Origin of the sequence: Bacillus sp. m3-13 (assembly GCF_000175075.1) — a bacterium.
Classification (GTDB): Bacteria; Bacillota; Bacilli; order Bacillales; family Bacillaceae_I; genus Sutcliffiella_A; species Sutcliffiella_A horikoshii_C.
This window is the reverse complement of record NZ_ACPC01000022.1, coordinates 73925-97585: the sequence shown is the minus strand read 5'-3', so window position 1 is coordinate 97585 and position 23661 is coordinate 73925. Positions and strand designations below refer to the sequence as shown.

The window sequence follows — 23661 nt, the reverse complement described above, 5'->3', positions numbered from 1 at the left end:
AGCATGCGACAGCAACTAACACTTAAAGTGAAAAATAAATTCACCAAACCATACAAAAGCGGCTACCCGCTTATCTCTAAACAGTCCCTTATTAACGGCAATGACCTGAAAGAAGAAGGAACATTAGTAAAGCTGGTAGACGAACAGAACAACTTCCTCGGCAAAGGCTACTACGGTAACCAAAACAAAGGCTACGGCTGGATTGTCAGCAAAGATCCTAACGAAGATATGGACATCCCTTTCTTCAAAGCTGCCCTTCAAAAAGCCATAAACAAACGTTCCACCCTTATGAAAGCAGAAGACACCACCGCATTTCGCCTATTTAACGGAGAAGGCGACGGAATTGGCGGTTTTACTATTGAATACTTTGACGGCTACCTTGTGATTAACTGGTACAGCAAAGGAATCTATTCCTTCAGCGAAGAGATTCTTGAAGCAATCGAAGGCGTCATCGAATACAAAGGGATTTACGAAAAGAAACGATTCAACACAGACGGTCAATATGTAGAGGACGATGATTTTGTAAAAGGGGAACGCGCACCATCCCCCATTATCATCAAAGAAAACGGCGTCAATTTTGCCGTGCATTTAAACGATGGCGCGATGGTCGGAGTATTCCTTGATCAGCGGGAAGTAAGGAAAACCATACGCGATAAATATGCCAAAGGGAAAACAGTCCTTAACACCTTTTCCTATACAGGTGCATTCTCTGTTTATGCTGCATTAGGCGGTGCCGTCAAAACGACAAGCGTAGATTTAGCCAAACGCAGCCTGCCAAAAACAACTGAGCAATTTAACGTAAATAATATCGACGAAAAAACGCAGGTCATTCTCGTAGAAGAGGTATTCCATTATTTCAAATACGCGAAAAAGAAAAACCTGAAATTCGATATAGTCATCATGGATCCACCAAGCTTTGCTCGTTCCAAAAAGGTGACATTCCGAGCAGATAAAGACTACACAAGCTTAGTATCAGATGCCATTGCCATAACCGAAAAGAACGGCCTGATTGTCGCCTCCACCAATGCCGCTACATTTGGCATGGACAAGTTCAAAGGCTTTATCGACCAGGCATTTAAAGAAAATAAAGTAGCATACAAATTCGTAGAAGAGTTTTCCCTGCCAAGCGACTTCTCCACCATCAAGGAATTTAAGGAAGGGAACTATTTGAAGGTATTGTTTATAAAAAGAATCGGATAAAGAAAAGGAGTCAGCATCTTAGCTGGCTCCTTTCATCTTTGTACTGGATTCCTCCAAAAAAAATTTCCTCAAGGGAAGGTTCATTCACATTTATTCTATAAACATCGATATGTTCTTTCGTAAATGCTTTAACAATACTAGCAATCTTCTCTTCGGAATCTACCGTAAACAACGTATACTGCTCTTCAGCAATAACCTGTGTGGCAAAGCGCTTTAACATCTGACCAACACTATTTGGATTCTTAAGGACAGAATGTTTTATCTTCACCTCGATGGTAGACGAATAATGTGCACGCAATTCTTCCAATGTGCCTTCGTTTATAATGGCACCGTCTTTCATAATCGCAATTCGCGTACAAATTTTCTCCACTTCATTCAAGTTATGAGAGGTCATAAAAATAGTCTTTCCTTCTGCCTGTAGATCCCGTATCAGCTGCTGGATGCTCAACCCGGACTCAGCATCAATACCAGACGTCGGTTCATCGAGGAAAATCAGCTCGGGATTATGGGCAATCGCCTGAGCAATCCCCAATTTCTTTTTCATCCCAAACGAAAACTTTCCCACTTTCTTTTTGGCATGCTCCAACAAACCAACCCGATCCAAGACAGCATTTGCCTCCGTGGTAGATAATTTGCACCCGTTTATTTTCCCGAAAAACTTGATATGGTCAATAGCAGACTTGCTATCGTAAAACTGCGAATAATCGGGAAGGACTCCAATTCGGTTCTGCACCTTCTGAAGGTCAGATTCCCCCAACAGTTTAAACGTACCGGAAGTGGGAAGGATGATCCCGGTAATCATATTGATAAAAGTCGATTTTCCGGCCCCATTCCGACCAAGAAACCCATATATTTCTCCTTTAGCAACGGTAAGATTCACCTTATTGACAACCGTTTTTCCTCCAAAAGCTTTCGTTAAATGTCCAGCCTCTATCACACTCATCAAAAGTCCCTCCTCTTAAACAACCAATAGGCAAGTAATAGCAATAAGACTGTATACAATCCGTTAATCAAGATGTAATAGTTTGATAGAGAAGAATAGTAATACGGGGTGAGGAACTTAAACCACGTTACGTAAAGCTTCCCAGAGAAAATCGCCCAAAAGCTTAAAGCCGGAAACACTAAGGCAAAAGTAATCCCTACAAACATCGTAACGCCAGGCTTTGGTATCACGATGGAAAATACAAGATTTAACGCCAAAGCTACAGAAAGAAACAGCATCGTATCAATTAAACCGAGCCACAAAAAGTCCTTTGATTTAATGGTGATTAACAGAAAACAGATAACCATACAGAAAAGCCAAAAGAACCAAACGCCTAAATATTTTCCCATCAATACATTCAATCTAGAAGTCTTTGTTACTAAAAATCGCATCGTCCGCTCGCTGACTTCCCGGTTGATAATGTCATGAGAAAGGCCGGTAATAAAGAAAAAACCTAGCACAAAGATTAAGATAACAATCCCAGTAGCATATCCATCTGTCCCTAACTCTGCCGCCTCTTCTGGAAAGGTTGCCATCAGGTTGCTCATCAAATCAGCAGTTAAATACGTGACACCAAAAATAATCACAATCACCACAATCGACTTGAAACTCTTAAAATGTCCTTTAAATTCATTTAAACAAATTGCCCACATTTCATCTCGCTCCCTTCATAGTTTAGTATAATAATGGTAGTTTATTAGAAAATTAAGGGAACCTTAACATTACCTTAAAAAGGAGTTCACAAATGGAACACGCAAGGATATTAATGGTCGATGATGAACAATCCATAATTGATATGATGAAATTAGTGTTAACGAAAGAGGGCTTTCAACAGGTAGATACATGCAGTACGGGAGAAATGGCTTTACACAAGTTGAAACATCACGCTTACGACCTGATATTGCTCGACATCATGCTCCCTGATATGACAGGTTATGAGATTTGCCAGGCAATCAGAAAAACAACAGACGCACCAATCTTTTTCCTATCCGCCAAAACCTCAGATCTGGATAAATTGACAGGATTCGCACACGGAGGAGATGATTACATCACCAAGCCGTTCAACCCGTTAGAAGTAGTGGCAAGAATTAAAGTGCAGCTTAGTCGGTACTTAAAAACCACAACGAGCAAAAAGGAGGACGTCCTTGAATTTGGCAGATTTAATCTGAACCTCCAATCAGCAGAACTTACAGTGCTGGGAGAGAGCGTGGTATTAAGTGGTCAGCTTTATCACCTGCTAGTGTTCTTTTGTAAAAATCCAAATCGAATTTTCACAAAAGAACAGCTCTATTATCACGTATGGAAAGATAATATCCTGGTAGATGAAAACACTGTCATGGTCCATATCCGCAAGCTCAGAGAAAAGATTGAAGAAAATCCAAGCAAACCTGAATACATTAAAACGGTTAGAGGGATCGGGTATAAACTCGTTCCTGCTGCAGGTAATCAGAAATGAGTGTAAGTAAGAAGCTGGCTTTTCATTTTGTTAAACAATTATTTGTCCTCTTGGTAATCATAATTATCGCTTTGACCGCAGCATTATTATTCTTCGCCTCCCACTTAACAGAGTCGGAAATGAAAGCAAGTTTTACAAGGACGGACCCATATTTTCTCGAGCTTGAAATGGATGTGAAGTCGGAAGAGGATATTCACATTAGTGAGACAGTGAAAACAGCTGTCCATCAAAATGGCGGCTGGCTGCAATTGATAAATAAAGATGGAGTGGTAGTCAAAGAGGTAAATGCTCCTGCAGATTTAAAGAAGGCATACACCTTTCAAGAGCTTGCCGATTTTAAAGTTCCTGGTTACCGGACTTCATACTGGAGGGTTTTTAAGGATGACAGTGACCTTGTGGTGTTGTACGGAGAGAAGAACCTGAGCGAAGGGGTACTTGCTGAGCTGCAAAAACTAGGTGAGCTATCCACTTTGACAGAGGAAGGAAGAAAGTTCCTTGAGAACCAAGAAGCGTGGTTTCAAGTATATAATTCCAATGGGGAAAAAACCGAGCAATGGAATGCCCCGGAAGATCTTACACTTACAGCCAGGGACTTCCTTTCCATTAAGGAAAGCCCGTGGAACTACACATACGACATCTCCACCTTACCAGAAGGGGACAAGGTCTATGTTGTTGGGATGGATAATGCCTATTATGCACCAGATGACGTACTGGACGGTCTGGTAGGTGCCTCTTTAATCAAAAGCTTTCTACTAGTAATAGTAGTGCTTCTTGTGATCATCATCGCGCTCTCTATTTGGTACGGCAGGACGTTTGGGGTACCTTTGCTTTACATGATGAACTGGATCAAGAGGATGTCTAAGGGTGACTTATCGGTACCAAGGAACAAAAAGGGGAAAATCCCATTTAGGAAAAAAAACGGCAAGCTTCACAAACGCTTCCGGATTTTCCGTGACATCCTTTTTTCCATTCGTAAACTTGCCAACACACTAGAAAAGAACGAACAATACCAAAAACGGGTCGATCTGACAAGGGAAGAGTGGATTACAGGCTTAAGCCATGACCTGAAAACTCCCTTAAGCTCCATCTACGGCTATGCCAAAATACTGGAAACAGGGTCATACAAATGGACAGAAGAAGAAATACAGGCGATGGGTAGCACCATGACAGAAAAAGCCTCCTATATGAGCGACTTAATTGAGGATTTAAACCTTACTTACCGTTTGAAAAATAATGCATTACCTATTGAAAAGAGCAAACAGGACATTGTTCCTCTCATGAAGGACGTCATCAAGTCACTGAACAACACAGATTCGACAATACTCATGGAAAACGTGGAACAAGAAATTCGTGTGGCGGTTGATTCCAAATGGTTCACCCGCATTCTCACCAACCTGCTTGCAAATGCACAAAAGCACAACCCAAAAGGAACGGACATTACGCTGAGTGTCTCACGAAACCTTGACCACACCTTCATCACCATAAAGGATAACGGAGTGGGGATGGATGATGAAACACAGAGTAAATTGTTTGACCGTTACTACAGAGGCGGCAGCACAACCGATAAATCAAACGGTACCGGACTTGGCATGGCCATCGCCCACCAGCTGGTCTTGGCACACGGTGGAAATGTCTTTGTAGAAAGCGAAAAAGGAAAAGGGACCACCATCACCATCACGTTGCCTAACGATTTGGGAAAACTTACTTCCTAAAATTAAAGGGTCTGCCTGTATCAGCAGGCAGACCCTATTACTATTCAACTACCATCCCTCAACATATACTGATACGACTTAGATTCCTCCACCATTCCCATCTCGAGATAGAGCTTCGACAACCACTTTATAGACCGAGTGTTGGATGGATCTAGCTCTAGCTCCCAGTTAAAGCACTCCACCGCTTCTGACAGCTGTTTAAACTCATAATATAGTTCGCCGAGTGCATACATTTGGTCCGGATCGTCCTTCAGGGCAGCCATCTTCTTGACCTTCATCAGGATTGGGATGCCTGGATACCTTGCGCAATAAGGCGCGATCCACTGCTCCGTATAGTCCAGTCCTTTTATTTGAAGCAAGTTTGGCACAAAGGTTTGAAAAAGGATCTGAACTTGTTTAGTTGTTATGTCTTCATCAAAGTGGAAGGTAAGCTCACTGAGCCAATCGGAATTCTCTATCCATTTTACCTGCAGTAAAGCTTCCTGCACGTAAGGAAAATCTTTTTCGGTGATGAGGGATTTATTTTTAGTAAGTAGAATTAAAAGGTCTTCATATCGGTTAGAATTTTTCAATAAACCGAGCAAATCATGATATAACCCTTCATGGTGAGTGGTGCGCTTCCTTAGAATATAGCTGAGAAGATCCACCTTCTCATCGGTTGTGAAATCATGCGGTAAGTTGGCAATCATCTGCTTATAGTAGGTGTGTTCATCGTTTTTACTGGTGATGAGTAAATGTGTGTATAAGGAGAGTTGCTCCATTTTTCGGCCCTCTTTTTGCATAAGTTGCAGCAGGAGGTCCTTGGAATCGTCATGCTCTAAATGCTCGTAGCAGTATTTCTCGACATATAGCGGATCCTTGGAAAGCAAGGAGGATGGATGGGAAGTATAGAGTGATTGATAGGTCTGATATTGAAGATTTTTAGACATTTCCTGTGCCCACTTGTTGGCAGGATAAATATCTGTTATTAGTCGTAGAAGTTGGTAGGTGTGCAGGAGCTGACCTTCCCTGCGGTATTGTAGCGCTGACTCTTTCATCACTTTAGTGATTTTCTCTTTTTTCATATAGTTATCGAATATGGTGAGGATGTTGGAAGCTTCGAGCGGCGAGTATTTTTTCTGTATTCTTTCCCACAGCGGAGTCAGGCCAGGAAATGTGTGAATTCTATTATGGTTGAGTAGATGGGCTAATAGCGGATGTTCTGGTGAGAAGCGGATACCTTTTTGAAGAATGTTACTTAGCTGAGATTTACGTTTGATTTTAGATGTGGATTTTCCAGTGAGGTAAGATGCTTTGTAGAAATATAAATAATAACATTCTGCGTTCTCTTGATCATAAGCTTCTATGACTTGAAATCCCTGATACATGTAAAGGTTAGCTGGCGTGAGGTGTAAATGCTTTTTCTCATGCTGGATTTTTATGCTGGTTGTTTTGTTTGTCATATAATTCCCTCCTAATTGGTCGTACGCCTTTTTGAGAGATTGCTTATATAGAGTGTAACATGAAAAGGAAAAAAAGAAAAAACGAAGAAGCGGACGACCTAGGGCCATCCGCTTCTCTATATTTTAAGGGGGGGAGTCAAACTTCGTTCAATTCTTATAATGTTGAGCTTGCTGTTGTATCTTTTACCACTAGAATCACTTTACCGAGATCAAGCTTTTCCTCTAACTGTTCCGCTTCTGGAGCTGTGAATCCTAACTCCTGGAATTGAGCGCGAAGCTCATCACCTTTGCTGCGGAAGATGTTTTTTACGTACGTATCTAAACCAACTTCACCGGCGCTAACAGTATTAGCATCAGCGTTATCAGCTACACGTTTCGTACGGTCATCATCATGAGTAATGACATAAATATCATCCTCGTGAACACCTCTGGTTTTTAGCTCTTGTACTGCTCCTACTACTTGTTCATCATTTTGAAACTCTTTATAAGTGGGTTTCATTTTTTATCGCCTCCTTGGTTATGTAATAAAAATACCCGGCTGACTGAAAATGAAACATGCTCTTGAAAATTTTTTTATTTTGCCTACATAACTTGTTTGATAATACACCGAAAACTTCAAATACTAGTAAGCATCTGATGAAAAGAATGGGGCGTTTTCTGTGGTTTATGATTGTATTATTGTTGGGGGAGGCATTGCAGGTCTTCAGGCAGCCATCCAGCTTGGAAGGTATCAACATAAGGTGCTTGTGTTGGATGAGGGAAAAGGTCGTTCAAGTATTTGTCATTGCTATCACAATCTTCTAGGGTGGCCGGATGGCGTGAGTGGAGAAAAGCTTCGGGGTCTTGGAAGGGAGCATGCGCTGAGATTGGGTGTGGAGTTTAAGGGAGAGCGTGTAGAGATGGTGGAAGGGTTGGATGGGCAGTTTTGCGTAACGACAGCTAAATCTCATGAATTTTTTGGTAGGAAGCTTTTGCTAGCCACAGGTATCAAGGACAATATTCCGTCTTTTGAAGGCTTGTTGCCGTGTCTTGGAAAGAGTATATTTGTTTGTCCGGATTGTGATGGATATGAAATTTTAAATAAGAAAGCACTTGTGATTGGGTCTGGAAATGCAGGTGCCTCTATGGCGTTGACTTTGACCTATTGGACAGATAAGCTTACCTTTATCAATCATGGAAAAGGGGAGGTTGATGCTGATTTAGTGGGAAAGTTAGCGGGAAAAGGGATAAAGCTTGTTACTTCTGCCATTGCGGAAATACATACGGATTGCTCGGATTTCAAAGGGTTAACGCTTGCTAGTGGCGAGAAGATTGATTGTTGTTATGCGTTTCTAGCCTTTGGTGGCAATAAGCCAAATACAGAACTTGCTCTCCAATTGGGTGTGGAATTGGAGGATAACAAACATGTTTTGGTTGATCCAAGGACAAAAATGACCTCTGTGGAGAATGTGTGGGCTGCGGGTGACATTACCGTCCATTCCGAACAAGCGGCCATTGCGATGGGGGACGGCATACAAGCGGCCATCTGGATTCATAAAAGCTTGCTGGAAAGTTGACTTGGTGCTTGACAGTTATTTGTCCGAGTGCGTAACATGAATGTAAGGGTTTACATAAACGTGTGAATGGAAGATAGAAGACATTAGTTGCTAGCGACATTCCATTTATCCGGTATTTGGAGGAGAAGAAATGGAAGAGAGAAAAGTGACAGATTATGAAAAGTATATTCGTACGGAAGAGCTATTGGGTTTGCAAAAGGGGGGCGGGGAACTCTCTTGTAATGACGAACTCACGTTTCAGATGATTCACCAAATTGCAGAGTTGCATTTCAAGCTGATCATTCAGTACATTCACTTAGCGGATGCCAACATGCAGCATGGGGAAATCTTGCAGGCAACACAACAACTTCAAAGAGTGAATATGCACTTGAAGCATCTCCCGCCAGTGTTTGATATGGTAAAAGTGATCAGTCCAAGAGATTACCATACTATCAGACTCGCACTTGGGCGTGGAAGCGGGCAGGATTCACCTGGATTCAATGAAATTCTAAGACTTGGCCCGACGTTGTGGGGGCCGTTTGAACAACTGTTGAATGACAAACAACTGACACCGTTTATGCTGCACAAAGCGGCAGGTGATAATTATGAGCTGTACTTACTCATGCAAGAATTGATTGCTTTTGATGAAAACTTCCAAACGTTCCGTAAGCACCATATTCAGCTTGTACGCAGGATGATAGGCTTGAATACGAAGAGTTTGAAAGGGATACCAGCTCAAGCATTGGAGCGAGGAGCAAAATTCGAGTTTTACCCGCAGCTTTGGGAAGCGATTTGTGAATTGACGGACTGGACGGGTTCGAGTTACGATCCGAAGCCGTTGTGAAAGAAAGACCGTTCTGAAGGGTGTAAATAGCCTTTTGGAACGGTCTTTTTTTATCCCAAATTTACAAACCCTATATATTACAGGATGAATAGCAATAATTTATCGGGTTAAGATAAGATCGTAAATAATAAATAAGGATGTGTTAGCTTGTTTTTTCATGTAAAAGACCTTCAATATCGAGCTGTACCGGATAGACCAGACCCTATTTACGCTAAGAAACTTCAAGAGGTTTTAGGCGGGCAATACGGGGAGATCTCTGTAATGATGCAATATTTGTTTCAAGGTTGGAACTGTAGAGGCGAGCAAAAGTATAGAGATATGCTTTTAGATATTGGAACAGAAGAAATAGCACATGTAGAAATGTTGGCAACAATGATTGCTCAACTATTGGATAAAGCACCAGTAGAAGAACAAGAACAAGCGGCTAAAGATCCTATTATAAAGGATATTATGGGTGGCATGAATCCTCAGCATGCCATCGTAAATGGTTTAGGTGCTAGTCCTAATGATAGTGTTGGGTATCCTTGGTCTGCTCGATACACTATTTCGAGTGGTAATTTGCTTGCAGATTTTAGGGCAAACTTAAATGCAGAAACGCAAGGAAGACTTCAAGTAGTTAGGCTTTATGAAATGACGGATGATGCTGGAGTCCGAGATATGCTTTCTTTCTTAATCGCAAGGGATACGATGCACCAGAATCAATGGGCGGCAGCGATTGAAGAATTACAGCAAAAAGAAGGGTTTGTGGTTCCTTCTACATTCAATCAGGAATTCGAAAAACAAGAAGTTTCACATCAATTCCTAAATTGTTCACAAGGAATAGAAAGTAAGTCAGGACGTTGGGCAAGTGGACCTTCCATTGACGGCAAGGGTGAATTTTCATTTATTGAAAACCCTGTTCCTCATGGACAGAACCCTACATTAAACCCGGCCCCAGGATATATTCACGGTACACCGATGAATCATTAATCAAAAAAGGTAGCATGGGAGGTACCCCATGCTACTTGAGTTTAAACTAATTTATTACTTCTGTTCCGCCCACTCTTCCACATTCCAAACCTTCGTCACCCAGTCCTCATAAAAGCTAGGTTCGTGGCAAACAAGGAGAATGGTACCTTTATAAGCTTTGATAGCACGCTTCAATTCTTCTTTCGCTACCACATCCAAGTGGTTCGTCGGCTCGTCAAACAGCAGCCAGTTGCTTTCATGCATCATTAACTTACATAAGCGAACTTTAGCTTGCTCTCCACCGCTCAGCTGGCTCAACGGACGAGAGATATGTTCGTTCTTCAATCCGCAACGTGCCAAGATTGCACGAACCTGGTGCTGATCAAGGGATGGGAACTCGTTCCACACATCATCAATCGGCGTGATATCCTTCGCTTTAACCTCTTGTTCAAAGTAAGAAGGGAACAAGAAATCACCGCGAATCACAGAACCGCCAAGAGGATCTATTTTACCCAAAATCGTCTTCAGCAATGTCGATTTACCGACCCCGTTGCACCCGACAATCGCAATCTTGTCTCCGCGCTCAATTTCCATCGTAAGCTTCGGTAATAATGGCTCTGCGTACCCAATCTCAAGATCCTTCGCTTCCGCCACATAACGGCTGCTTGCACGGGACTCTTTAAACTCAAATGTTGGCTTTGCAGCTGTTTCTGGGCGGTCAATCCGGTCCATACGGTCCAGCTGCTTCTGGCGGCTTTTCGCGCGGCCGGTTGTAGAGTAACGGGCTTTATTTTTCGCAATAAAGTCTTCTTGCTTCTTAATGAATTCTTTTTGCTTTTCATAAGCATTGATGTGTTGATTTTTGTTAATTTCCGCAAGCTCCAAAAACTTTTCATAGGAAGCTGTATAGCGAGTCAGCTTGGAGAATTCGAGATGGAAAATAACATCCACCACACCGTTCATGAACTCGGTATCATGCGAGATCAATAGGAATGCATGCGGGTATTCTTTCAAATACGAGCTTAACCAGCGGATATGTTCCACATCCAAGTAGTTCGTCGGCTCATCCAGTAACAACACTTGCGGCTGCTCAAGCAACAGCTTTGCCAAAAGAACTTTTGTACGCTGTCCGCCACTTAGCGCAGCAACGTCACGCTCTAAACCAATGGCATCCAGTCCAAGACCGCGTGCCGCCTCTTCCACTTTAATATCCAAGTTGTAAAATCCACCTGCATCCAGATGGTCCTGGATTTCGCCCATTTGCTCCAAAAGCTCTTCCAACTCTTCCGGAGTGGCCGTTCCCATTTTATCGGTGATGGCATTCAGTTCTTTTTCTTTTTCATATAAAGGCAAGAACGCATCGCGCAGGACGTCTCTGATCGTTCTTCCTGGCGTCAAGACTGTATGCTGGTCCAAGTATCCGTAATGCACACCAGGAGTCCACTCTACGCGTCCTGTGTCGTATACAATCTCTCCTGTGATGATATTCATCAACGTCGATTTACCGACTCCGTTAGCCCCAACAAGGCCAACGTGCTCACCTGCCAAAAGGCGAAGCGAAACATCTTTAAATAACGTACGGTCGCCAAAGCTATGGCTTAACCCATCTATGCTTAATAAACTCATGTTTGTATCCATCCTATCTAAAAAAATATCTACTTTTCATCATACTAAAATTTTCTAGGAATGGCTATGTGGGAAATGAAAGAAGTTTCTTCCTCCACTCGGGAATTTCTATACTAAATTCTACCAATCTACTATAAAATAAAAAGTAGATAAAAAGGGATGGTGGGGAGAACCTGATGAAGAAACGGGCACCTTGGATTATTGTAATAGCTTTACTAGTAATAATAGGGAGTGGCTTTGTGCCAACAGGATATGATGTGTTGTTTGCAGGAAACCCGTTTAATCTGGATGAATTTGTTCAATATGAGGGGGGCTCAGAACTTGACGGTGATTTAGGGATGACCTATGTGGCCAGCCTCCAAAACAGCAAATGGCCATTAATGGTACTGACGCATCTTTTCGAGGAGGGTGTAGAGATTGTCCCGTCCGTTTCAGGGCAACAAGACATGGGTTTTGAGGAGCTCGACTACCAAAATAAACAAATGATGACGCAATCAAAAATAAAGGCGGAATACATAGCACGTGGCATATTGGGGGAGCAACCCAAGCTTGAGCTACAAGGGTTTTATCCCGTGTTTTACCTGGCAGATTGGGAGGGCAAAAATAAGGTGAAAGTAACAGACCTTCTAGTAGGCATTGACGGAGAAAAGCTGGAATCCTATGAACACTTGGATCAACTAATTGTGGAAAAAGAACCAGAAGAAATACTCACATTGTCGTTGATACGAGAAGGTAAGGAAATTGAGGTCGATGTTACGACATATCCGCATAAGGATTACTACGGAAACACGGTGCTTGGAGTATTTTTCGAAGAAGTGTTTGAGACATCAAAGGACGAAAACATTGAGTGGCAGAACATAGAGAACCTGGGAGGACCAAGTGCCGGATTGATGATTACGCTCACGCTTCTAGATAAAATGATGGAGGAATCCTTGCTCAAAGGAAATGCCGTTGCCGGTACGGGAACCATTACAATTGACGGGGAGGTTGGTCCAATCGGAGGCGTGAAACAAAAGGTGATTGGGGCTGCCAATGCAGGCTTCGATTACTTCATCGTTCCGCTGGATGACGAGTGGGAAAAAAATGAATCCATTGCGAGAAGGACGATAAGTGAAGAAGATTTAGATATTGAACTTATACCGGTAGGGACGATAGAAGATGCCGTAAATGCATTAGAGAAGCTTCCGGAGAAGAAGTGAATAGTCTAACCCTATTTATGAATATGGGGCAGGTAAACGAAATCAATGCAAAGGATGTTTATTATGGGCGAACAAAGAATTTTTCCTGAATTAGAGACTGACAGACTAAAATTACGAAATGTAAACGATACGGATGCTGATTTTATCTTCAAACATTTCAGTAATGAAAAGATATGTGAATTTCTATATGATGAAGAAATATTCACGAGAAAAGAGGATGCTATCGAACTAATAGAGTGGTATAACGATCCTGAAGGAAAAGGATATAATAGGTGGATTATTGAACGAAAAGACAGTAATGGAAAGATGGGTACCTGTGGTTTTCATTTATGGGACAGAACCAATAATATAGCAGAAATAGGTTATGATTTGTGGTATGAGTTTTGGGGAAGCGGATATATGAAAGAGGCTTTGGTTGCAGCAATAGAGAGTGGCTTTAGTAACATGAAACTTAATAGAATAAATGCATATGTCGCTTTGGAGAACATAAAGTCCTCCAATACATTAGAAAGTTTAGGTTTCGTAAATGAAGGGATATATCGAGACAAACATTTTTATAAAGGCAAATACTATGACCATTATTCGTTTTCGCTACTAAAGAAAGATTGGAACAAGAATCGCCTTACCTGACAACGGTCTTCTCTTTTTGACTACCCCCACACAATATGTAAAGATTAGAAGACAAGAAGCTTGAAAGGATTGTTATTATGCCAAAAACTGTTGTTCTTGCAGAGAAACCCTCTGTAGGTAGAGATATAGCAAGAGTATTGAAATGCACGAAAAAAGGAAACGGATTCTTCGAAGGGGACAAGTATATCGTCACATGGGCGCTTGGTCACCTCGTCACCCTGGCGGATCCAGAAGCATACGACGCAAAATTCAAAGCGTGGAAGCTAGAAGACCTGCCGATGCTGCCGAACGAAACAAAACTTGTCGTCATTAAAAATACAAGCAAGCAATACAGCGCGGTAAAAGCACAGCTTACCCGCAAGGACGTAAATGAAATTGTCATTGCTACAGATGCCGGCCGTGAAGGGGAACTTGTGGCCAGATGGATTTTGGAAAAAGCCCGCATTCAAAAACCTGTAAAACGTTTATGGATTTCCTCTGTCACAGACCGCGCTATAAAAGAAGGCTTTGCAAAGCTACGTGATGGAAAAGAATACGAAAACCTCTTCTACTCTGCCGTTGCTCGTGCCGAAGCGGATTGGGTAGTGGGAATGAACGCGACTCGCGCACTTACGACTAAGCACAATGCCCAGCTTTCATGCGGAAGAGTACAGACTCCTACACTTGCCATGATTGCAAAACGGGAAGAAGAAATCAGAAGCTTTGTTCCAAAAGAATTTTACGGAATGAAGGCCATCACAGAAAAAGGATTCCAGCTGGTATGGCAGGACGCAAAAACGAAAGAACGTAGAAACTTCAACAAGCAGGCTATTGAAAGCTTGCACAGCAAAGTAAAGAACGAGGATGCAAAGGTAACCGACATAAATAAAACGGAGAAGAAAAGCTACGCTCCAGCGCTTTATGATTTGACCGAATTACAGCGTGATGCCAATCGGATCTTCGGTTATTCTGCAAAAGAGACATTATCTATCTTGCAGCGCCTATACGAGCAACATAAAATTGTTACGTATCCAAGAACGGACTCCAGATACATTTCCACTGACATGGTGGATACGATAAAAGAGCGTGTGGAAGCAATTCGTGCACACTCCTACAAGCCGATTGCGTCCAAACTGCTCACGAAACCAATCAAAGCAAACAAGTCCTTTGTCAACAATGAAAAAGTGACGGATCACCATGCGATTATCCCGACAGAGGAAGCAGTGTTGTTAAGCAAGCTATCCGACAAGGAATACAAGATTTACGACCTGATTGTGAAGCGATTCCTTGCTGTACTTTTACCGCCTTTCCTATATGAACAGACAAATATCACTGCTTCCATTGGAACAGAACAGTTTGTGGCAAAAGGAAAAACGGTCATCTCCCAAGGCTGGAAGGAAGTTTTCAGTTCTATGGAGGAACAGGAGGATGGAAGTGACAGTCTTACAGATCAGCTGTTGCCAAGCTTGAATAAAGGCGACGTTTTGAAGGTTAGGAAGATTGAACTAACTTCCGGAAAAACTAAGCCGCCTGAACCATTTAACGAGGGTACGCTGCTTTCTGCGATGGAGAACCCGGTAAAATACATGGAGCAAACCAATCAGAAGCTTGTGAAGACACTTGGTGAAACAGGCGGGATTGGCACGGTTGCCACAAGAGCGGATATTATCGAGAAACTTTTCAACAGCTTCCTTATGGAGAAGCGCGGCAAAGGTCTGCACATCACTTCTAAAGGGAAGCAGCTGCTAAACCTTGCACCAGAGGATTTAAAATCCCCAGCCTTGACCGGGGAATGGGAGCAAAAGCTTGGCATGATCGCAAAAGGAAAGCTGAAAAAAGCAGCCTTCATCAATGAAATGAAGTCTTATGCGAAACAGATTGTTCATGAAATAAAAAATACGGATCAAAAGTTCAAGCATGACAACATTACAGGTAAACGTTGCCCAGACTGCGACAAGCCGATGCTTGAAGTGAACGGGAAAAAAGGCAAGATGCTCGTTTGTCAGGACAGAGAGTGCGGTCATCGTAAAAACGTCTCCAAGGTGACAAATGCACGTTGTCCAAAATGCCGTAAGAAACTGGAGTTGCGTGGAGAAGGGGAAGGCCAGATGTTCGCATGTGTTTGCGGACACCGCGAGAAGTTAAGCACCTTCCAAGAACGCCGCAAAAACAACTCTAACCAGAAAGCGTCCAAGCGTGATGTGAATCAGTACTTGAAAAAGCAGAATAGTGATGAGCCAGTAAATACCGCACTTGCGGATGCATTGGCGAAATTGAAGTTGAAATAATGGTTTGGGCTGCACTCTATGGATGGGAGTGCGGCTCTTTTTTATGTTTGGAGTTTATTTTTCGCTCCTCTCGCCCGATATATCAAGAAAATTTGCAGGATATCGAGAAAAATCACAATATATCGAGAAAAATTCAGGATATAAAGAAATTTAACAATATATCAAGAAATTTCAAGTTTTATCAAGAAAAATTGACTTGTATCAAGAAACGGCCCTTCCCCAGCCGATCACAGCTAGGCTTTCACCCAAACAAACCCTGCCGCATAGGCTAAAAGGAATCGCAATTGGAAGATAACCTACCATTGAAAGGGTGTTAGATCTTGGCAGGGAAAATTTTAAACTATTATGCTGGTGGAAATACAGCGCGCGGATTTTATAGTCTTTATGAATCGAACATAGAAGGATTGGATCGCATTTTTATTTTAAAAGGCGGACCAGGGACGGGGAAATCATCACTCATCAAAAAGATCGGGAAAGTCTGGAACGAAAAAGGGTATGACATTGAACTGCTTCACTGTTCATCTGATACGAAGTCGGTGGACGGGGTGGTCATCCGAGCGCTCGGCATTGGTATAGTAGATGGGACGGCTCCGCATGTCATTGAACCGAAAGCTCCGGGTGCTGTTGAGGAATACGTGAACCTAGGCGAGGCGTGGGACTCCAAACTGCTTGCTGAGCAGAAAGTTGAAATACAGCACTTAGCTTCCAAAAAGAAGGCAGCCTTCCAGACTGCATACCAAACCTTCGCGAGAGCCCTGAAAATACATGACGATTGGGAAAGATATTATATTCATAATATGAACTTTGAGGCGGCAAATAAGCTGACGCAGGATCTCGTAGAGCAATTGTTCCAAGGAAAGACATTAGATAAAAAAGCAGACGTCAGACACCGTTTCCTCGGTGCGGCGACACCTGCGGGAGCAAAAGATTTCGTGCCGAACCTGACAGAAGGGCTGACACATCGTTATTTTATAAAAGGCCGTCCTGGTTCAGGGAAGTCGACTATGCTGAAAAAGCTCGCAAAAGCTTCCGAGGATAAAGGGTTTGATGTAGAAGTCTATCATTGCGGATTTGACCCATACAGTCTGGATATGATTATCTGCCGCGAGCTTGGGTTCGCTATTTTCGACAGTACTGCTCCACATGAATATTTCCCTGAGCGTGAAGGGGATTCCATCGTGGATATGTATGATATTACGATTCGTACAGGGACAGACGAGCGATATGAAAAAGAAATTGCCCTTGTAAAAGAACGCTATACGGAAGCGATGCAAGAGGCCATTGGGAAACTGGCCGAAGCAAAGAGCTGGCACGGGAGCTTAGAAGAGATCTATGTGAAGGCAATGGATTACGGGGTAGTGGATGAGTGGACAAAGAAAATCCAAGCAGAGATAGAAGCCATTGCTGCTACCAAATAACCATACAAAAAAGGTGAACAGCACCTAAATGCCGTTCACCTTTTTACATTTTCCCAGGAAATACGTCAAAACTCGACTATATTTCCAAGGTTACTTCTACCCCATAATGGTCTGATACCACTTCTCTATTTTGCCCGTTAAAGACCACTTTTGAAGAAGTGACCGAAGGAGGGGAGCTTGCCAAGATCAAATCAATTCGCAAGTCTTGTTTGTTCTCATCCCAGCCAGCAATCTTACCTTCTACCGTCACTCCTGAATCCTTTTCAGAAGCCAGCAAATACGTATCATGCAGACCAGCTGTGGAAGTCAGAAATTCATAGCCTTCCCCTTTAATATGAGCGCTATTATTGAAATCACCCAACAGGAAGTAAGGTTCAGTTCCCTTCACTTTTTCAATAAGCTGTTTCATCTGATACTTTGCAGGCTCCTCTTCATCACTCCACCAACCTAGGTGACATGTATAAAAGGACATCTCCTCACCCTGCACTTCAACCGTCACACCAACTATTTTACGTGTTTTCCAAAAGTCCGAATCCGTACTTTTAGAAACAAAGAAGGAATGTGTCTTTTTAATAGAATGGCGAGTCAAGATCGCAAGGCCTTCCTCGAACGTATCATACCCCATATGGGCGAAGTCCCAGACTAACTCGTAGTCTGACACTCCAAGCTTTTCAAGTTCCTGCTGTAAAACAAGGCCGAAGTTGTTTTGTTTAATGTTTCCTTTGACAACTTGGGCATCGATGCTTTGACTAACCTCTTGAAGAGCGATGACATCGTATGCTTGTTCCTTAATGGCTCGAGCGATATGCTGTATCTTTTCCATTTGGTTCTCTTCCTGCCAAGAGTGGCAGTTTAAGGTTAGTAGTTTCATCGTTTATTACGCTCCTAACAAGTCTTGTATATCAGATTTGATTACATCAGCTTTTGGTCCGTAGATCGCTTGTACACCGCGGTCTTTCACAATAAGTCCAAGCGCACCTTTTTCTTTCCATGCCGCTTCATTTGCAACTTTCTCTCTATCTTTTACTGTCACACGCAGACGAGTCATACATGCATCTACATCTTCAATATTTTCCGCTCCACCAAGCAAGCCGATAATCGCAGGTGCCAAAGAATCTGCTTGTACATTTGCAGCTGCACCGTTGCCAGTGCCTTCTTCTTGCTCGATATAGTTTCCGTTACGTCCCGGAGTAGGGAAATTGAATTTCTTAATCATGAAGTTCGCTACCGCAAAGTTCAATCCGAAGAATACTAGACATGCAATCACAAAGTTCACTAGATCTAACCATAAGCCGGCTTTTACAATCATCGGTGTACGAGTAAGCAACTCAATTACCCCGAATGCATGAACACGAATATCAATAATATCAACAATAGCGAAAGCTAGTCCTGTCATAATCGCATAGATTACATATAACACAGGAGCAGCAAACATAAACATAAATTCGATTGGCTCTGTAACACCAGTCAAGAATACTGCAAGACCTGCAGATAAGAACATAGACTTGTACTTTTTACGCTTATCTTTGTCCACATTGCGGTACATCGCATAAGCAATACCAATCAATGCTGCACAAGAGAGAATCATTTGTCCTACTTTAAAACGAGCAGGCACCACTTCGCGTAGAAGCGCTTCATAAGACTCTGTGTCACCAGCTGCAAGGAAGTTGTTAAGATCGGCAATCCAAGCTAACCATAATGGATCTTGTCCTGCTACAACAGAACCAGCGCTGCCGCCAGTTAGAATTGTATAAGTCCCGCCAAGTGACGTGTAGTTCATTGGCACCGTTAACATATGATGCAATCCGAAAGGCAATAATAGACGCTCTAATGCACCGAAAATGAATGGTGCAACGATTGGCGCGCTGTCTCTAGAAGAAGCGATCCAAACACCGAAATCGTTTAACAATCCTTGAATGAACGGCCAAACAACACTCAATACGATACCAGCGATAACAGATCCACCAATTACAACGAATGGTACGAAGCGTTTACCGTTAAAGAATGATAAGGAATCTGGTAATTTACTATAGTTGTAAAATTTATTGAAAAGGTTAGCACCAAGGAAACCAGCAATGATACCAACGAATACTCCCATGTTTAACGCTGGTGCACCTAATACAGTAGTAAAGTAGTCACCAACAACTAGTTCTTGTCCAAAAAGAGTGGTAAATGTAGCTTCAGGGTCTGCCACCATATCGTTGTTAACCCCAAAGATTGCACCAGTGATACGGTTGATAAGAACGAATGCAATCAGTGCAGCGAAAGCTCCTCCTGCACGTTCTTTCGCCCACGATCCACCAATGGCAACCGCAAATAATACATGCAGGTTGGTGATGATTCCCCAACCAATATCTTCCATCACTCTTGCAATCGTTTGCACAAGAGCTAAGTCTCCGCCAGTCATCCCGACCAACTTACCAAGAGAAATCATAATACCAGCAGCAGGCATAACCGCAACCACTACCAGCAAAGCTTTACCGAATTTCTGCCAGAAATCAAAAGACAAAAAGTTCTTCATTTTTTAACAGCCTTCTTTCTATAAAAGTTCTATTTTTTGTTGAAAACGAATTCATTTTAGTGTAAAACAATGCACATCTAGTGCAACCGTTTGCATTTTCCTATTGTATGGGATGTGGGTGAACAATGCAAGCAGAAAATATTATTTTAATAAATTTTTAACAAACTATAACAAGATGTAAGAAAAAATAGAAGAATGCAACTTTTGTTGGAAGTATATACAGGTTCCGTGAAAACGAGTACACTGTTTCCGTAATGTATGAAGAAAAGGAGACTTGATATGAAAAAGTGGATTTTCTCTATGATACTTGTTTTAGTAATGGTGCTATCTGCCTGCACAGAGGAAGCGAACAATGTGGACACTGCCGATTCCAAACAAGTTCCTGCTGACCAGAGCGGGGAAACGGTAACCGTCCTTATGAATATACAAATGGAAATGATTCAGACCATCCGCAAGCATCTCGAGCCTGTAACATCCTATGAAATGTCAGCAGGTGAAGGAGATCTTGAAGCAGCCGTTGAGGCTAGTAATCGTATTGCCAACGAACTTCGTGGAATTGAGATTCCGAAGAACTTGGATGATGATCTTAGCGCGGATATGAAGGATTCCATCGAGTTGTTAGCTCTATATTTTTGAAGAACGTGCTGCAGCCTTGTCAGAAGGCTCAGATGGTGAAGAAGTGACAGCTGCATTGGATACTTTCCACCAGAAAATAGGCGAAGTCTTTGAAGAGGTAGGCTTGCATGCCCCTAACTTCGAAAAGGATGTCTATTAATAGTTTTATGCGAAACGCCTTCCTGGTATGGGGGGCGTTTTTTGGTGGGGAATTAAGGTAATGGTCGGGATGAAGACCTCAGTGGAAGGAATTCAGGCTTGGAAGTGTCTTCATAAAGTGGATGAAGACCTTAGTGGGAGGATTTCAGGCTTGGAAGTGTCTTCATAAAGTGTATGAAGACCTTAGTGGAAGGGTTTCAGGCTTGAAAGTGTCTTCATAAGGTGTATGAAGACCTCAGTGGAAGGAATTCAGGCTTGGAAGTGTCTTCATAGGGTGTATGAAGACCTTAGTGGGAGGGTTTCAGGCTTGAGAGTGTCTTCATAAGGTGTATGAAGACCTCAGTGGAAGGAATTCAGGGTTAGAAGTGTCTTCATAAGGTGGATGAAGACCTTAGTGGGAGGGTTTCAGGCTTGGAAGTGTCTTCATAAGGTGGATGAAGACCTCAGTGGAAAGAATTCAGGCTTGAGAGTGTCTTCATAGGGGGTATGAAGACCTTAGTGGGAGGGTTTCAGGCTTGAAAGTGTCTTGATAAAGTGTATGAAGACCTCAGTGGAAGGAATTCAAGCTCAGAAGTGTCTTCATTGCCGCCCACCCCCGCTCAGCCTCCCCAAATCCCCCATCATCAATTCCCCTACAAGCTAATAAGCTATAAATAACACCAACTTTATTTAGCTATCCGAAATACTTGTCCATTCCCAAGTTTCGTGATAGGATTAGTTTAGATAATAATAATTGAATAGTAAGTTTTCTTATCAAGAGAGGTGGAGGGACTGGCCCTGCGAAGCCCGGCAACCGTATGGTACAAACAACCGTACAGGTGCCAATTCCAGCAAGACAAACGTTCTTGGAAGATAAGTGGATGTTACGGGCTTGTACTCAAACTTCTTCTTATCGAAGGAGTTTTTTGTTTGTCTACATACACAAACATTTAAGGGGGAAGCGTGAAATGAAGTTTGGATTTTGGTTGCCGATATTCGGCGGTTGGTTGAGAAATGTAGAGGACGAACAGATGCCGCCGACTTTTGATTATGCAAAAAAAGTGATCCAACAGGCAGAACAGCTTGGTTTTGACACCACTTTAATTGCCGAGCTTTTCCTAAATGATATTAAAGGACCGAAAGAGGACTCATTGGAAGCTTGGTCGACTGCTGCAGCTTTGGCAGCCGTTACAGAAAAAATTGAAATCATGACGGCGATCCGGCCTGGTTTTCATAACCCGGCAATTGCGGCAAAAGCAACCGCAAATATCGATCATATCAGTAACGGGCGATTCACTCTCAATGTCGTCTCGGCTTGGTGGGAAGGGGAGGCTCGTCAATATGGCGGGATTTTCACTGAGCATGATGAGCGTTATGACCGCACAAAGGAGTTTATTGATGTCCTTAAAGGCTTATGGACAGAGGACTCTTTTACCTATGAGGGAAAATACTATCAGTTGAAAGACACAAAACTTCACCCTAAACCGATGCAGCGCCCAAATCCGATACTTTACGCAGGTGGCGAGAGTCCGAAAGGGAAGGAAGTTATCTCCTCACACTGTGATGCCTATGTCATGCACGGGGGCACGGTGGAGGAAGTGGCGGCGAAGATTAATGATATGAAAGAAAAGAGAGCTAAGACACCGAATCCTCCTTTTCAATCCTTTGGGATGGCTGCTTATGTCATATGCAGAGATACGGAAGAAGAAGCGGAGGCGGAACTTGCCCGGATCACAGCTGTTAAAGAATCAGATGCGTATGCTGGATTTAAGGACTTCACAAGCAAATCACAGCTTGAACAACAAATACAACTGCAGGACTACTCTGTATCGAATAGGGGATTGCGTCCAAATTTAATAGGCACGCCAGAGCAGATTGCTACAAGAATACAAGAATTCGAGAAAGCGGGCGTGGACTTATTGCTATTACAGTTCTCCCCGCAGCTTGAAGAAATGGAGCGCTTTGCCAAAAAGGTGATGCCACTTGTAAAGTCGAGGACAGAAGAGCTTGCCCAATCATAAAAACCAAGCAGAGAATACACTAGCATATATGCATAAAATGGAGGCAAACATCGTGAAAAAAATCTACATTATCCATGAAAATAAAGAGTGGACAACACATTTAACTAATAGATTGGAAGAGTTGGGATTGCCATATGAAGAATGGCATTTAGACGAAGGAGTAGTTCCTTTGACGGAAGAACCACCTGAAGGCGTATTTTACAACAGAATGAGCGCCTCCTCCCATACAAGAGACCACCGCTTTGCACCCGAGTTAACAGGAGCGGTACTGGCGTGGCTCGAGCACCATGAACGAAAAGTGCTCAATGGAAGTCGTGCACTTCAGTTGGAATTAAGTAAGGTAAATCAATACACGGCCCTAGAAAAAGCTGGAGTGAGAACGCCAAAAACGATTGCAGCGGTAGGCAAGGAACATATACTGCAAGCAGCTAAACGAATAGGATCGAACTCCTTTATTACGAAACATAACCGTGCTGGAAAAGGACTTGGGGTACAACTATTCCACTCCACAGCCTCCCTTGAAGAGTACCTTTACGGACCTGATTTTGAAGAACCTGTAGATGGCATCACGTTGATCCAAGAATACATTCAGGCGCCAGAACCTTTTATTACCCGTTGTGAGTTTATTGGCGGGAAGTTCATGTATGCCGTTCAGGTCGATACATCAGAAGGCTTTGAGTTGTGCCCGGCCGATGCCTGCCAGATCGGGGACCTGTTCTGCCCTGTAGGCGAAGAAGTCGAAGAAAAGCCGAAGTTCCGTATCGTGGAAGGCTTTGCCGACCCGATCATTGAAAAATATGAAAACTTCCTGCAAGAAAACGAGATTCAGGTAGCTGGTATTGAGTTTATCCGCAACAGTCAAGGTGAAATCTTCACTTATGATGTCAACACCAACACTAATTACAATGCAGACGCGGAAAAAGCAGCCGGGAAATACGGCATGCTGGAACTTGCAAAGCTACTAGGAAAAGAGCTAGAGGGCTCTGTAATACATCTGTAGAGTTTCGCTCCAGGTGTTCGCTTTCCGCGGGACGGTGCTTGAGCCTCCTCACAACGCTTCAGGGGTCTCAACCTACCGTTACTCCCCCGCTGGAGTCTCACACCTTG

21 protein-coding genes and 1 riboswitch are annotated in these 23661 nt (G+C 42.8%); of the genes, 14 read left to right on the top strand and 7 right to left on the bottom strand.

The window, feature by feature from the left end:
- The first annotated feature begins 3 nt into the window (after nt 1-3).
- Nucleotides 4-1200, top strand: coding sequence for a class I SAM-dependent rRNA methyltransferase (locus tag M313_RS0116020; RefSeq protein WP_010197637.1), 1197 nt, complete (start codon nt 4-6; stop codon nt 1198-1200).
- A gap of 10 nt (nt 1201-1210) precedes the next feature.
- Here the strand turns inward: M313_RS0116020 and M313_RS0116015 are convergent, their stop codons facing one another.
- Both M313_RS0116015 and M313_RS0116010 read right to left on the bottom strand, forming a co-directional pair.
- Nucleotides 1211-2143: an ABC transporter ATP-binding protein gene (locus M313_RS0116015; protein WP_010197629.1), complete on the bottom strand. Its 933-nt coding sequence runs from the start codon at nt 2141-2143 to the stop codon at nt 1211-1213.
- Nucleotides 2143-2835, bottom strand: coding sequence for an ABC transporter permease subunit (locus M313_RS0116010; RefSeq protein ID WP_010197628.1), 693 nt, complete (start codon nt 2833-2835; stop codon nt 2143-2145). Before M313_RS0116010 ends, M313_RS0116015 begins: the two co-directional genes overlap by 1 nt.
- 92 nt (nt 2836-2927) lie before the next feature.
- Here M313_RS0116010 and M313_RS0116005 point away from each other — a divergent pair, with 92 nt between their 5' ends.
- Nucleotides 2928-3638 carry a response regulator transcription factor gene (locus M313_RS0116005; RefSeq protein ID WP_010197627.1) on the top strand — a complete coding sequence of 237 codons (711 nt, stop codon included), beginning with the start codon at nt 2928-2930 and terminating at the stop codon, nt 3636-3638.
- Nucleotides 3635-5350 carry a sensor histidine kinase gene (locus M313_RS0116000; RefSeq protein ID WP_010197626.1) on the top strand — a complete coding sequence of 572 codons (1716 nt, stop codon included), beginning with the start codon at nt 3635-3637 and terminating at the stop codon, nt 5348-5350. The genes M313_RS0116005 and M313_RS0116000 overlap by 4 nt, the downstream gene beginning before the upstream one ends.
- 44 nt (nt 5351-5394) lie before the next feature.
- Here M313_RS0116000 and M313_RS0115995 read toward each other — a convergent pair whose 3' ends face one another.
- Together M313_RS0115995 and M313_RS0115990 are read right to left on the bottom strand one after the other, a co-directional pair.
- Entirely contained in the window at nt 5395-6792 is a 1398-nt protein-coding gene (locus tag M313_RS0115995; RefSeq protein ID WP_010197625.1) for a hypothetical protein, read from the bottom strand.
- A gap of 154 nt (nt 6793-6946) precedes the next feature.
- Nucleotides 6947-7291, bottom strand: coding sequence for a YflT domain-containing protein (locus tag M313_RS0115990; protein ID WP_010197624.1), 345 nt, complete (start codon nt 7289-7291; stop codon nt 6947-6949).
- 160 nt (nt 7292-7451) lie between these two features.
- Here M313_RS0115990 and M313_RS0115985 point away from each other — a divergent pair, with 160 nt between their 5' ends.
- From M313_RS0115985 to M313_RS0115975, 3 genes are all read left to right on the top strand, one after another.
- Nucleotides 7452-8348, top strand: coding sequence for an NAD(P)/FAD-dependent oxidoreductase (locus M313_RS0115985; RefSeq protein WP_010197622.1), 897 nt, complete (start codon nt 7452-7454; stop codon nt 8346-8348).
- A 130-nt stretch (nt 8349-8478) separates the two neighbouring features.
- Nucleotides 8479-9171, top strand: coding sequence for a tryptophan 2,3-dioxygenase family protein (locus tag M313_RS0115980; protein ID WP_010197621.1), 693 nt, complete (start codon nt 8479-8481; stop codon nt 9169-9171).
- A 147-nt stretch (nt 9172-9318) separates the two neighbouring features.
- Nucleotides 9319-10140: a manganese catalase gene (locus M313_RS0115975; RefSeq protein ID WP_010197620.1), complete on the top strand. Its 822-nt coding sequence runs from the start codon at nt 9319-9321 to the stop codon at nt 10138-10140.
- Nucleotides 10141-10194: 54 nt separating this feature from the next.
- Here the strand turns inward: M313_RS0115975 and M313_RS0115970 are convergent, their stop codons facing one another.
- Nucleotides 10195-11745: an ABC-F family ATP-binding cassette domain-containing protein gene (locus tag M313_RS0115970; RefSeq protein WP_010197619.1), complete on the bottom strand. Its 1551-nt coding sequence runs from the start codon at nt 11743-11745 to the stop codon at nt 10195-10197.
- Between the two features lie 176 nt (nt 11746-11921).
- On the opposite strand from M313_RS0115970, the gene M313_RS0115965 reads away from it, so the two are divergent.
- From M313_RS0115965 to M313_RS0115950, 4 genes are all read left to right on the top strand, one after another.
- The gene (locus M313_RS0115965; protein WP_010197618.1) at nt 11922-12944 is read left to right on the top strand and encodes a S16 family serine protease; all 1023 of its coding nucleotides are present in this window, start codon (nt 11922-11924) and stop codon (nt 12942-12944) included.
- Between the two features lie 63 nt (nt 12945-13007).
- Nucleotides 13008-13574, top strand: a complete 567-nt coding sequence (locus M313_RS0115960; protein WP_010197616.1) for a GNAT family N-acetyltransferase — start codon at nt 13008-13010, stop codon at nt 13572-13574.
- A gap of 77 nt (nt 13575-13651) precedes the next feature.
- A complete protein-coding gene (locus M313_RS0115955) occupies nt 13652-15841 on the top strand; it encodes a DNA topoisomerase III (protein WP_010197614.1) in 2190 nt (729 codons plus the stop codon).
- A gap of 320 nt (nt 15842-16161) precedes the next feature.
- On the top strand, nt 16162-17259 hold the full coding sequence (locus M313_RS0115950; protein ID WP_010197613.1) for a PRK06851 family protein: 1098 nt from the start codon (nt 16162-16164) through the stop codon (nt 17257-17259).
- A gap of 76 nt (nt 17260-17335) precedes the next feature.
- Here M313_RS0115950 and M313_RS0115945 read toward each other — a convergent pair whose 3' ends face one another.
- Both M313_RS0115945 and M313_RS0115940 read right to left on the bottom strand, forming a co-directional pair.
- The gene (locus M313_RS0115945; protein WP_010197612.1) at nt 17336-18130 is read right to left on the bottom strand and encodes an endonuclease/exonuclease/phosphatase family protein; all 795 of its coding nucleotides are present in this window, start codon (nt 18128-18130) and stop codon (nt 17336-17338) included.
- Between the two features lie 6 nt (nt 18131-18136).
- Complete coding sequence (locus tag M313_RS0115940) at nt 18137-19780, bottom strand: PTS transporter subunit IIBC (protein WP_010197611.1); 1644 nt, start codon at nt 19778-19780, stop codon at nt 18137-18139.
- Between the two features lie 279 nt (nt 19781-20059).
- Between M313_RS0115940 and M313_RS0115935 the strand changes: the two genes are divergently transcribed.
- The 4 genes from M313_RS0115935 (at nt 20060) to M313_RS0115915 (ending at nt 23554) form a co-directional block, all read left to right on the top strand.
- Nucleotides 20060-20416, top strand: a complete 357-nt coding sequence (locus M313_RS0115935) for a hypothetical protein (RefSeq protein ID WP_010197609.1) — start codon at nt 20060-20062, stop codon at nt 20414-20416.
- Between the two features lie 16 nt (nt 20417-20432).
- The gene (locus M313_RS26670; protein ID WP_010197606.1) at nt 20433-20555 is read left to right on the top strand and encodes a hypothetical protein; all 123 of its coding nucleotides are present in this window, start codon (nt 20433-20435) and stop codon (nt 20553-20555) included.
- A 746-nt stretch (nt 20556-21301) separates the two neighbouring features.
- A riboswitch (SAM riboswitch) is annotated at nt 21302-21413 on the top strand.
- Between the two features lie 88 nt (nt 21414-21501).
- Nucleotides 21502-22554, top strand: coding sequence for an LLM class flavin-dependent oxidoreductase (locus tag M313_RS0115920; RefSeq protein ID WP_010197602.1), 1053 nt, complete (start codon nt 21502-21504; stop codon nt 22552-22554).
- 52 nt (nt 22555-22606) lie between these two features.
- Nucleotides 22607-23554, top strand: a complete 948-nt coding sequence (locus tag M313_RS0115915) for an ATP-grasp domain-containing protein (protein WP_029326560.1) — start codon at nt 22607-22609, stop codon at nt 23552-23554.
- Nucleotides 23555-23661 lie beyond the last annotated feature (107 nt).

What these genes read in the sequence shown, in the direction of transcription:
- M313_RS0116005 (WP_010197627.1), top strand. Translation starts at nt 2,928, where the DNA reads ATGGAACACGCAAGGATATTAATGGTCGATGATGAACAATCCATAATT.
- M313_RS0116010 (WP_010197628.1), bottom strand. Translation starts at nt 2,835, where the DNA reads ATGTGGGCAATTTGTTTAAATGAATTTAAAGGACATTTTAAGAGTTTC.
- M313_RS0115945 (WP_010197612.1), bottom strand. Translation starts at nt 18,130, where the DNA reads ATGAAACTACTAACCTTAAACTGCCACTCTTGGCAGGAAGAGAACCAA.
- M313_RS0115935 (WP_010197609.1), top strand. Translation starts at nt 20,060, where the DNA reads ATGAAAAAGTGGATTTTCTCTATGATACTTGTTTTAGTAATGGTGCTA.
- M313_RS0115965 (WP_010197618.1), top strand. Translation starts at nt 11,922, where the DNA reads ATGAAGAAACGGGCACCTTGGATTATTGTAATAGCTTTACTAGTAATA.
- M313_RS0115920 (WP_010197602.1), top strand. Translation starts at nt 21,502, where the DNA reads ATGAAGTTTGGATTTTGGTTGCCGATATTCGGCGGTTGGTTGAGAAAT.
- M313_RS0116020 (WP_010197637.1), top strand. Translation starts at nt 4, where the DNA reads ATGCGACAGCAACTAACACTTAAAGTGAAAAATAAATTCACCAAACCA.
- M313_RS0115970 (WP_010197619.1), bottom strand. Translation starts at nt 11,745, where the DNA reads ATGAGTTTATTAAGCATAGATGGGTTAAGCCATAGCTTTGGCGACCGT.
- M313_RS0115940 (WP_010197611.1), bottom strand. Translation starts at nt 19,780, where the DNA reads ATGAAGAACTTTTTGTCTTTTGATTTCTGGCAGAAATTCGGTAAAGCT.
- M313_RS0115960 (WP_010197616.1), top strand. Translation starts at nt 13,008, where the DNA reads ATGGGCGAACAAAGAATTTTTCCTGAATTAGAGACTGACAGACTAAAA.
- M313_RS0115955 (WP_010197614.1), top strand. Translation starts at nt 13,652, where the DNA reads ATGCCAAAAACTGTTGTTCTTGCAGAGAAACCCTCTGTAGGTAGAGAT.
- M313_RS0116000 (WP_010197626.1), top strand. Translation starts at nt 3,635, where the DNA reads ATGAGTGTAAGTAAGAAGCTGGCTTTTCATTTTGTTAAACAATTATTT.
- M313_RS0115990 (WP_010197624.1), bottom strand. Translation starts at nt 7,291, where the DNA reads ATGAAACCCACTTATAAAGAGTTTCAAAATGATGAACAAGTAGTAGGA.
- M313_RS0115995 (WP_010197625.1), bottom strand. Translation starts at nt 6,792, where the DNA reads ATGACAAACAAAACAACCAGCATAAAAATCCAGCATGAGAAAAAGCAT.
- M313_RS0115980 (WP_010197621.1), top strand. Translation starts at nt 8,479, where the DNA reads ATGGAAGAGAGAAAAGTGACAGATTATGAAAAGTATATTCGTACGGAA.
- M313_RS0116015 (WP_010197629.1), bottom strand. Translation starts at nt 2,143, where the DNA reads ATGAGTGTGATAGAGGCTGGACATTTAACGAAAGCTTTTGGAGGAAAA.